A 10,942-nucleotide genomic window follows, 5' to 3' on the forward strand; every position below is an offset into this window, starting at 1 on the left:
CCGGCCGCTCGCGATGCCATGGCTGCGCTTGCGCCCGGTGAACGCGTCAAGATCATCGCCGAGGTGAAGCGGGCGAGCCCCTCGCGCGGCGACCTGGCGAGCATCCCCGATCCCGCGCTGCAGGCCGGTCTCTACGAGCGCGGCGGCGCTTCGGCGATCAGCGTGCTGACCGAGGGGCGGCGCTTCAAGGGCAGTCTCGAAGACCTGGTCGCCGTGCACGGGGCGGTCTCGCTTCCCGTGCTGCGAAAAGACTTCATCGCCACCCCGTACCAGGTGCTCGAGGCCCGGGCCGCCGGCGCCGACCTCGTGCTGCTGATCGTCGCCGCCCTCGAGCAGCCGCTGCTCGAAGAGCTGCACGCACTCACCCTGCAGCTCGGGATGACGCCCCTCGTCGAGACGCACTCGGCCGACGAGGTCGCCCGTGCCGCCGACCTCGGGGCGCGGCTGGTGGGAGTGAACGCCCGCGACCTCTCCACCTTCGAGCTCGACCGCGACCTCTTCGGCCGCCTCGCCGATGCCATCCCGGCCGACGCGATCAAGATTGCCGAGTCCGCGGTCCTCCACCCGGACGACGTCGCCCACTATCGGCGCGCGGGCGCCGATGTCGTCCTCGTCGGGGAGGCCCTCGTGACCGGTGACCCCGTCGCCACCCTCCGCGCTTTCCTGGCGGCGCCCGTCGGCGATGCCCTGAGCGAGCGGAGGGGAGCGAAGTGAGCCTGCGCGAGGCCACCGGGCCGTTCTTCGGCGACTTCGGCGGCCGGTACATGCCCGAATCGCTCATCGCCGCGATCGACGAGCTGGCCGCGGCCTACGAGGCCGCGATGGCGGATGACGCGTTCCAGGCCGAATTCGCCGAGTTGCTGCGCTCCTACGCCGGCCGGCCCTCGATCATGACCGAGGTGCCGCGCTTCGCGGAGCACGCGGGAGGTGCCCGCATCTTCCTCAAGCGAGAGGACCTCAACCACACCGGTTCGCACAAGATCAACAACGTGCTCGGCCAGGCCCTGCTCACCAGGAAACTCGGCAAGACGCGCGTCATCGCCGAAACCGGCGCGGGACAGCACGGTGTCGCCACCGCGACGGCAGCGGCCCTCTTCGGGTTCGAGTGCACGATCTACATGGGCGAGGTCGACACCGAGCGGCAGGCCCTGAACGTCGCGCGGATGCGCCTGCTCGGCGCGGAGGTCATCCCCGTCAAGACCGGCTCGCGCACGCTCAAGGACGCCATCAACGATGCCTACCGCGACTGGGTCGCGAGCGTCGAGACGACCAACTACATCTTCGGCACGGCCGCCGGGCCGCATCCGTTCCCCGCGATGGTGCGCGACTTCCAGAAGGTCATCGGCGAAGAGGCCAGGGCGCAGCTGCTCGACGCGCTCGGGCGCCTGCCCGACGCCGTCGTCGCGTGCGTCGGCGGCGGCTCGAACGCCATCGGCATGTTCGACGCGTTCCTCGACGACGCCGACGTGAAGCTCTACGGCGTGGAGGCGGCCGGCGACGGCGTCGACACCGAGCGGCACGCGGCATCCATCGAACGCGGACGCGCGGGCGTGCTGCACGGCGCGAAGACCTTCGTGCTGCAGGACGAGGACGGCCAGACCATCGAGTCGCACTCGATCTCGGCGGGGCTCGACTATCCCGGCGTCGGCCCCGAGCACGCGTGGCTCTCGGCGATCGGGCGCGCCGAGTACATTCCCGCAACGGACGACGAGGCCATGCAGGCGCTCCGCCTGCTCTCACGCACCGAGGGCATCATCCCGGCCATCGAATCCGCCCACGCGCTGGCGGGTGCCCTCCGCCTCGGGCGAGAACTCGGCAGCGACGCGATCATCGCCGTCTGCCTCTCGGGTCGTGGCGACAAAGACATGGACACCGCCGCGCGGTACTTCGACCTTTACGACCGGGACAACGCGTGAGCCGCATCGAACAGGCGCTCGCCGCCGCCGAGGCCGACGGCCGTGGGGCCCTCATCGGGTACCTGCCGGTCGGCTACCCGGACCTTCGGACGAGCATCGAGGCGGCCGTGACGCTCGCCGAGAACGGCGCCGACATCCTCGAGCTGGGGCCGCCCTACAGCGACCCGGTGATGGACGGCGTCCTCATCCAGGAGGCGACGCAAGCCGCCCTCGCGGCGGGGTTCCGCACGCGCGATCTCTTCACCGCCCTCCGCGAGATCACGAGCCGGGTCGATGTGCCCGTGCTCGTCATGACGTACTGGAACCCCGTGCTGCAGTACGGAATCGACCGCTACGCCGACGACCTCGCCGCCGCAGGCGGCGCCGGGCTGATCACACCCGACATCACGCCGGAGTCCGCGGGGGAGTGGATCGCGGCGAGCCGCCGCGTGGGCCTTGACCGGGTCTTCCTCGCCGCGCCCACATCATCGGACGAGCGACTCGAGCTCGTCATCCAGAACTCGACCGGCTTCGTCTACACCGTCTCGACGATGGGCATCACGGGCGAACGAGCGCAGCTGGATGCCGCAGCCCGCACGCTCGTCGCCCGGATGCGGTCGCACGGTGCCGTACGGGCATGCGTCGGCATCGGCATCTCGAACGCCGAGCAGGTCGCCCGCGTGCTGGAGTACGCCGACGGCGCGATCGTCGGCACGGCGCTCGTCCGCGCGCTGCGCGACGGCGGGCTCGGAGGGCTCGGCGAGGCGACCCGTGCCCTCGCCGCCGGCACCCGGCGCACCGAGCCGATCCCCGGCAGCTAGACCGAGCCCCGGCAAGTAAACTCGCACCCATGACTTTCGCGCTCCCGCACGCCCTCACGAGCGTCGCCGCCAGCATCCCGAGCCCTTCGGTGAGCTACATCGACCTCGGACCGCTGCGCATCCACTTCTACGCGCTGTGCATCATCGCGGGAATCATCGTCGCGGTCCTGCTGACGAACTCCCGGCTGACCAAGCGCGGGGCGGAGCCGTGGGTCGTCATCGACATCGCCCTCCTCGCGGTTCCGATCGCGATCGTCGGCGCCCGCATCTTCCATGTCGCGACCCACCCCGGGTTCTACTTCGGCGAGGGCACCGACATCTGGGCGATCTTCCGCATCTGGGAGGGCGGGATCGCCATCTACGGCGCCCTCATCGGCGGCGCCGTCGGAGCGTTGCTCGGATGCCGGTGGACCGGCATCCGCTTCTGGACCTTCGCCGACGCGCTCGCGCCCGGCCTCCTCATCGCGCAGGCGCTGGGACGCTTCGGCAACTGGTTCAACCAGGAGCTCTACGGCCTGCCCACCGACCTTCCGTGGGGCCTCGAGATCGACGCGAACAACCCCGCGTTCCCGCCCGGACTGCCCGAGGGCACGCTGTTTCACCCGACGTTCCTCTACGAGGTCATCTGGAACCTGCTGGGTGCGGCCGTGCTGCTCTGGGCGGGTCGCCGGTTCGTGCTGCAGTGGGGCCGTCTCTTCGGTCTCTACCTGATCTGGTACAGCGCGGGTCGCATCGTATGGGAGTCCATCCGGATCGATCCCAGCGAGATCTACCTCGGCCTCCGGACGAACGTGTGGGCGGCGATCCTCGGCGTGATCATCGGGATCGTGATCATGATCGTGCAGAAGCGCCGCCACCCGGGCCTGGAGCCTTCTCCCTACATGCCCGGCCGAGCGTGGGCGCCCGAGGGCGCTGTACAATCGCAGGGAGCCGACGACTTCGTCGACGTGAGCGAGCCGCCCGCAGCAGAGGTCGGGCTCGCCACAAGCACAGACACAGACACAGCCACAAGCACCGTCACCCCCGCAAGCAAGGTCACCGCTGAGTAAGCGAGCCTCTTTCTCGTACTGCACTCCGCAGAGGGCCGACGTCGTCCCATTTGAGTTCCAACGTGAGGACGGTTGACATGGCATCGAGCCCCCGTCACGGCGCCCTCGGCGCATTCCCCCCCAAGCAGGGCATGTACAACCCTGCCTTCGAAAAGGATGCCTGTGGCCTGGCGATGGTCGCCACGCTCCGAGGCGAGCCCGGGCACGACATCATCGATCTGGCACTGACGGCGCTTCGCAACCTCGAGCACCGTGGTGCCATCGGGTCCGACGCCGGCACCGGCGATGGTGCGGGCATCCTCACCCAGATGCCCGACGCGTTCCTGCGTGCGGTCGTCGACTTCGAGCTGCCCCCGGTCGGCGAGTATGCGGCGGGCATGATCTTCCTGCCCCGCGACGACGAGGCACGCGACGCGCAGAAGCGCGGCATCGAGCACATCGCCGCGTCGGAGAACCTTCTCGTGCTCGGCTGGCGCGAGGTTCCGACCGAAGACGAGAACCTCGGCAAGCTGGCCTTCGCGGCCCGTCCCGTGTTCGAGCAGATCTTCGTCTCCCGGCCCGCCGCCGGCGATGAGCCGGCGCTGTCGGGAATCGCGCTCGACCGCCGCGTGTTCCGCCTTCGCAAGCGCGCGCGCACCGAGCTCGACGCCTATTTCGTCTCGCTCTCATCGCGGACGCTCGGCTACAAGGGCATGGTCACCACCCTCCAGCTCGAACCGTTCTACCCCGACCTGCAGGACGAGCGGTTCGCCTCCGAGCTCGCCGTCGTGCACTCGCGCTACTCGACGAACACGTTCCCGTCGTGGCCGCTCGCGCAGCCCCTGCGCATGCTCGCCCACAACGGCGAGATCAACACGGTCAACGGCAACCGCAACTGGATGCGGGCTCGCCAGTCGCAGCTGGAGTCCGAGCTGCTCGGCGACATCCGTCCCCTCCTGCCGATCTGCACCGAGGGTGCCAGCGACTCGGCGTCGTTCGACGAGGTGCTCGAGCTGCTCACGCTCACGGGCCGCAGCCTTCCCCACGCGATCATGATGATGGTGCCGGAAGCGTACGAGAAGCAGACCGACATCGACCCGAAGCTGCGCGCTTTCTACGACTTCCACTCCGTGCAGATGGAGCCGTGGGACGGCCCGGCCGCTCTGATCTTCACCGACGGCACGCTCGTCGGCGCGACCCTCGATCGCAATGGCCTCCGCCCCGGGCGCTGGACCGAGACCACCGACGGACTGATCGTGATCGGCAGCGAGACCGGCGTTCTCGATTTCGCCCCGGAGCGCATCAAGCGCCGCGGGCGCCTGCGCCCCGGACGCATGTTCCTCGTCGACACGGCCGCGGGCCGCATCGTCGAGGACGACGAGATCAAAGCCGAGCTCGCCTCGCTCGAGCCGTGGCAGGAGTGGCTCGACAAGGGCTCCGTGCGCCTGGCCGACCTCCCCGATCGCGAGCACATCGTGCATCCGATCGCCTCGATCACGCGTCGTCAGCGCACCTTCGGCTACACCGAGGAGGAGGTGCGCATCCTCCTCATGCCCATGGGCCAGACTGGTGCCGAGCCGCTCGGCGCAATGGGCAGCGACACACCCATCGCCGTGCTGAGCGAGCGTCCGCGCCTGCTCTTCGACTACTTCACGCAGCAGTTCGCACAGGTCACGAACCCGCCGCTGGACTCGATCCGCGAGGAGGTCGTCACGAGCCTCAAGCTCGGGCTCGGTCCCGAACGCAACCTCCTGGAGTGGAGTCCCGAGCACGCGCGCACGGTGACCCTGGACTTCCCGGTGATCGACAACGACGAGCTGGCCAAGATCCAGCACATCGACACGGCCCTGCCCGGCCGCAGCTCGGTGACGATCCGCGGCCTCTACCGCGTCGAGGCCGGTCGCAAGGGCATGGAGAAGCGCATCGCCCAGATGTGCCGCGAGGCCGACCAGGCGATCGAGGACGGCGCGGAGCTCATCGTGCTCTCCGACCGGGACTCGAACAAGGACCTCGCGCCGATCCCGTCGCTGCTCATGGTGGCCGCCGTGCACCACCACCTCATCCGCAACGAGACCCGCATGAAGGTCGGCCTCGTGGTCGAGGCGGGCGACGTGCGCGAAGTGCATCACGTGGCGACCCTGATCGGATACGGCGCCTCGGCGGTCAACCCGTACCTCGCGATGGAGACGGTCGAATACCTCGTTCGTGCCGGCTACATCACCGGCGTCACGCCCGAGAAGGCCGTGAAGAACCTGATCTACGCGCTCGGCAAGGGCGTTCTGAAGATCATGTCCAAGATGGGCATCTCGACGGTCTCCTCGTACGCGGGCGCCCAGGTGTTCGAGGCCGTCGGACTCTCAGAGGACTTCGTCGCGCGGTACTTCACCGGCACTGAGTCGAAGCTGGGCGGCGTCGACATCGATGTGATCGCGGCGGAGAACGCTGCGCGGCACGCCTACGCCTACCCCGAGGACGGCGCGGCGCGGGCGCACGAGCGCCTGTGGACCGGCGGCGAGTACCAGTGGCGGCGCGACGGATCGCCCCACCTCTTCAACCCCGACACGGTGTTCCGTCTGCAGCACGCGACGCGGTCGCGCCGGTACGACATCTTCCGCCAGTACACACAGCTCGTCGATGACCAGGCGCAGGAGCTGAAGACGCTCCGCGGGCTGTTCCGGCTCCGCTCCGGCGCACGCAAGCCGGTGCCGCTCGATGACGTCGAGCCCGTCTCGGCGATCGTGAAGCGGTTCTCCACGGGCGCGATGAGCTACGGCTCGATCTCGCAGGAGGCCCACGAGACGCTCGCGATCGCCATGAACTCGATCGGCGCGAAGTCCAACACGGGCGAGGGCGGCGAGGATGTCGACCGCCTGCTGAGCGAGGACCGCCGGAGCGCCATCAAGCAGGTCGCATCTGGCCGGTTCGGCGTGACGAGCCTCTATCTCACCAAGGCCGACGACATCCAGATCAAGCTCGCCCAGGGCGCCAAGCCGGGGGAGGGCGGCCAACTGCCCCCGACCAAGGTGTACCCATGGGTGGCCCGGACGCGGCACGCGACGGCCGGTGTCGGGCTCATCTCGCCCCCGCCGCACCACGACATCTACTCGATCGAAGACCTCAAGCAGCTCATCTTCGACCTGAAGCGCTCGAACCCCGAGGCGCGCATCCACACGAAGCTCGTCAGCCAGTCGGGCATCGGGGCGGTCGCCGCGGGCGTCGCGAAGGCGCTCAGCGACGTCATCCTGGTTTCCGGCCACGACGGCGGAACGGGCGCGAGCCCGCTCAACTCGCTCAAGCACGCGGGCACTCCGTGGGAGCTCGGCCTCGCCGAGACCCAGCAGACGCTCATGCTGAACGGCATGCGCGATCGGGTTGTCGTGCAGGTGGACGGCCAGCTCAAGACCGGCCGCGACGTCATCATCGGGGCGCTGCTCGGAGCAGAGGAGTTCGGCTTCGCCACGGCGCCGCTCGTCGTGAGCGGCTGCGTCATGATGCGTGTCTGCCATCTCGACACGTGCCCCGTCGGCGTCGCGACGCAGAACCCGGTGCTCCGCGAGCGGTTCACCGGCAAGCCCGAGTTCGTCGTCAACTTCATGGAGTTCATCGCCGAAGAGGTGCGCGAGTACCTCGCCGAGCTGGGCTTCCGGTCACTGGATGAGGCCATCGGTCACCAGGAGCTGCTCGATGTGAACGGCGCCGTCGAGCACTGGAAGGCGGTCGGTCTCGATCTGACGCCGATCCTCGAGGGCCCTGACTTCGCCGAGGACGAGCCGCGCCGCAATTTCCGCGGTCAGGACCACGAGCTCGACGAACACTTCGATGTCCAGCTGATCGAGCGTGCGCAGGACGTGATCGCGCGCGGCGGGCAGATCGTTCTCGACCTGCCCGTGCGAAACACCGCACGAGCGGTCGGGACCATGCTCGGCAACCGCGTGACCAAGGCGCACGGCGAGAACGGACTGCCATCGGGGTCGATCGTCGTCAACCTGACCGGGTCGGCGGGACAGTCGTTCGGAGCGTTCATGCCCGCCGGCATCACGCTCCGCCTGGAGGGCGACTCCAACGACTACGTCGGCAAGGGCCTCTCCGGCGGTCAGATCGTGATCCGCCCGCCGCGCGGCGCGACCTTCGCGGCCTCGGAGAACGTCATCGCCGGAAACGTCATCGGCTACGGCGCCACGCAGGGGACGATGTTCCTGAGCGGCGTTGTCGGCGAGCGTTTCTTCGTGCGCAATTCCGGCGCCACGGCTGTCGTCGAGGGCGTCGGCGACCACGCACTCGAGTACATGACGGGTGGGCTCGCCGTCATCCTCGGTCGCACCGGACGCAACCTCGGCGCCGGCATGAGCGGCGGCAGCGCGTACATCTACAAGCTCGACAGGGCACTGGTGAACCGCGAGGCGCTGGCCTCCGGTGAGCTGGAGCTTCTCGAGCTCGGCGCCGGCGATGTCGAGATCCTTCGCGACCTGCTCGAGCAGCACAGGGCCGAGACCGGCTCCGCCCTCGCGGGTTCGCTGCTCGAGAACTTCGAGGCCGAATCGCTGAACTTCGTCCGCGTGCTGCCCCGTGACTACGCGGCCGTGCTGCAGACCCGTCAAGAGGCCGTGGCCGAGGGGCTCGACCCCGACGGCGACGTCGTCTGGACCCGCATCCTGGAGGTGACCGGTGGCTGACCCGAAGGGCTTCCTCAAGACGACCGAACGCGAGCTGCCGGCCCGCCGCCCCGTGCCCGTCCGCATCATGGACTGGAAAGAGGTCTACGAACCGGGCGATTCCGCCGTGCTGCGCCGGCAGGCCGGGCGCTGCATGGACTGCGGCATCCCGTTCTGCCACAAGGGCTGCCCCCTCGGCAACCTCATTCCCGAGTGGAATGACCTGACCTGGCGCGGCGAGGGCCGTTCGGCGATCGAGCGCCTGCATGCCACGAACAACTTCCCCGAATTCACGGGGCGCCTGTGTCCCGCCCCTTGTGAGAGCGCGTGCGTGCTGGGCATCAACCAGCCGGCCGTCACGATCAAGCAGATCGAGGTCTCGATCATCGACGAGGCGTTCTCGAGCGGATGGGTCGAGCCGGAGCCCCCGGCCCGCCTGACGGGCAAGACCGTCGCGGTCGTCGGCTCCGGACCCGCCGGCCTCGCCGCAGCCCAGCAGCTGACGCGCGCGGGCCACACCGTGGCCGTCTACGAGCGCGACGACCGGATCGGCGGGCTCCTCCGCTACGGCATCCCGGACTTCAAGATGGAGAAGAAGCACCTCGAGGCCCGCCTGCGGCAGATGCGCGACGAGGGCACCCGCTTCCGTGCGGGCGTCACGATCGGCGTCGACATCACGTGGGCCGAGCTGCGCGGCCGGTACGACGCGGTGGTCATCGCCACCGGGGCCACCATCCCGCGCGAGCTTCCGATCCCGGGTCGTGATCTCGCCGGCGTGCACTTCGCGATGGAGTACCTCGTCGAGTCGAACAAGGCCGTCGCGGGGGATCAGGTTCCGAACCAGATCTCGGCCGAGGGCAAGCACGTGATCGTCATCGGCGGCGGCGACACCGGCGCCGACTGCATCGGCACCGCACACCGCCAGGGCGCTCTCAGCGTGACCAACCTCGCAATCGGCAAGCAGCCGGCGCACGCACGCCCCGACCACCAGCCCTGGCCGATGGATCCGACCCTCTTCGAGATCAGCTCCGCTCACGAAGAGGGCGGTGAGCGGGTCTACCTCGCCTCGACCGTCGAGTTCCTCTCGAACGGCGCCGGCGAGGTGCGAGCGCTGCGCGTCGCCGAGACAGAGTTCGTCGACGGGAAGCGCGTCCCCAGGAGTGGCACGGAGCGCGAGATTCCGGCCGACCTGGTGCTCATCGCGATGGGCTTCACGGGTCCCGAGCGCACCGAACTCGAAGACCAGCTCACCCCGCAGTTCACGGGGCGAGGAAACGTCGAGCGCGATGACACGTACGAGACATCCGTGTCGGGGGTCTTCGTCGCCGGCGACGCCGGCCGCGGTCAATCGCTGATCGTGTGGGCGATCGCGGAAGGCCGCGCTGCGGCTGCGAGCGTCGATGCCTTCCTGATGGGCGAGACCTCCCTGCCCTCGCCGGTGCGCCCCACCGATCTCGCGATCGGTCTGCAGCCCGCGTAGGCTTGCGACGGCTTTTCCCATCCCCCCAACCCCAACGACTCGGAGCACACACACGCATGAGACGCGCCAAAATCGTCGCCACCTTAGGGCCGGCAACGTCGACGTACGAGATGGTTCGCGCCATCATCGATGCGGGCGTCGACGTCGCCCGTATGAACCTCAGCCACGGGGACTACACCGTGCACGAGGCGAGTTTTGCCAACGTGCGCCGTGCGGCGGATGATGCGGGCCGGGCCGTCGCCGTACTCGTCGACCTGCAGGGCCCCAAGATCCGTCTCGGCAAGTTCGCCGCGGGCCCGCACGAGCTTGCGGCGGGTGACATCTTCAAGATCACCACCGAAGACATCGAGGGCACGAAGGACATCGTCTCGACGACGTTCAAGGGCCTTCCCCTCGATGTCAAGCCCGGAGACTTCCTGCTCATCGACGACGGCAAGGTACGCGTCGAGGTGACCGCTGTCGAGGGACCCGTCGTCACGACGAAAGTCATCGTCGCAGGCCCCGTCTCCAACAACAAGGGCATCAACCTCCCTGGTGTCGCGGTCAACGTCCCCGCCCTGTCGGAGAAGGACGAGGCCGACCTCCGCTGGGGCCTGCGCATCGGCGCCGACCTCATCGCTCTGTCGTTCGTGCGCAGCGCGAAGGACGTGCAGCGCGTGCACGTCATCATGGCCGAAGAGGGACGCCACGTGCCCGTCATCGCCAAGATCGAGAAGCCGCAGGCCGTCGACAACCTCGAAGAGATCATCGACGCGTTCGACGGCATCATGGTCGCCCGTGGCGACCTGGGCGTCGAGCTGCCGCTCGAGGCGGTGCCGATCGTGCAGAAGCGCGCGGTGGAGCTGTGCCGCCGCATGGCGAAGCCCGTCATCGTGGCGACGCAGATGCTCGAGTCGATGATCGAGAACCCGGTCCCGACCCGCGCCGAGACGAGCGACGTCGCCAACGCCGTGCTCGACGGCGCCGACGCGGTCATGCTGTCGGGCGAGACGAGCGTCGGGGACTACCCGGTCGTCGTCGTCGAGACCATGGCACGCATCGTCGCCTCCACCGAGGAGCACGGCCT

Annotated in this window: 7 protein-coding genes; all 7 read left to right on the forward strand. The window is 69.0% G+C overall.

From position 1 onward, the window contains the following. Positions 1-714: indole-3-glycerol phosphate synthase TrpC (gene trpC / locus VNT50_RS08670; protein WP_325484713.1), on the forward strand; the 714-nt coding region annotated here is incomplete at its 5' end. Next, entirely contained in the window at positions 711-1,916 is a 1,206-nt protein-coding gene (gene trpB, locus VNT50_RS08675) for a tryptophan synthase subunit beta (protein WP_325484714.1), read from the forward strand. The genes trpC and trpB, both read left to right, overlap by 4 nt. Beyond that, on the forward strand, positions 1,913-2,716 hold the full coding sequence (trpA, locus tag VNT50_RS08680; protein ID WP_325484715.1) for a tryptophan synthase subunit alpha: 804 nt from the start codon (positions 1,913-1,915) through the stop codon (positions 2,714-2,716). Before trpB ends, trpA begins: the two co-directional genes overlap by 4 nt. 29 nt (positions 2,717-2,745) lie before the next feature. Beyond that, positions 2,746-3,765 carry a prolipoprotein diacylglyceryl transferase gene (gene lgt / locus VNT50_RS08685; protein ID WP_325484716.1) on the forward strand — a complete coding sequence of 340 codons (1,020 nt, stop codon included), beginning with the start codon at positions 2,746-2,748 and terminating at the stop codon, positions 3,763-3,765. A 77-nt stretch (positions 3,766-3,842) separates the two neighbouring features. Beyond that, the gene (gltB, locus tag VNT50_RS08690; protein WP_325484717.1) at positions 3,843-8,417 is read left to right on the forward strand and encodes a glutamate synthase large subunit; all 4,575 of its coding nucleotides are present in this window, start codon (positions 3,843-3,845) and stop codon (positions 8,415-8,417) included. Further along, entirely contained in the window at positions 8,410-9,876 is a 1,467-nt protein-coding gene (locus VNT50_RS08695; protein WP_325484718.1) for a glutamate synthase subunit beta, read from the forward strand. Before gltB ends, VNT50_RS08695 begins: the two co-directional genes overlap by 8 nt. Positions 9,877-9,932: 56 nt before the next feature. Beyond that, the coding region (gene pyk, locus VNT50_RS08700; protein WP_325484719.1) for a pyruvate kinase at positions 9,933-10,942 on the forward strand (1,010 nt) is incomplete at its 3' end.

Source organism: Microbacterium sp., from assembly GCF_035554235.1.
Classification (GTDB): Bacteria; Actinomycetota; Actinomycetes; order Actinomycetales; family Microbacteriaceae; genus Microbacterium.

Excerpts from the sequence above, each read along its gene's own strand:
- lgt (WP_325484716.1), top strand. The coding sequence starts at position 2,746 with ATGACTTTCGCGCTCCCGCACGCCCTCACGAGCGTCGCCGCCAGCATC.
- gltB (WP_325484717.1), top strand. The coding sequence starts at position 3,843 with ATGGCATCGAGCCCCCGTCACGGCGCCCTCGGCGCATTCCCCCCCAAG.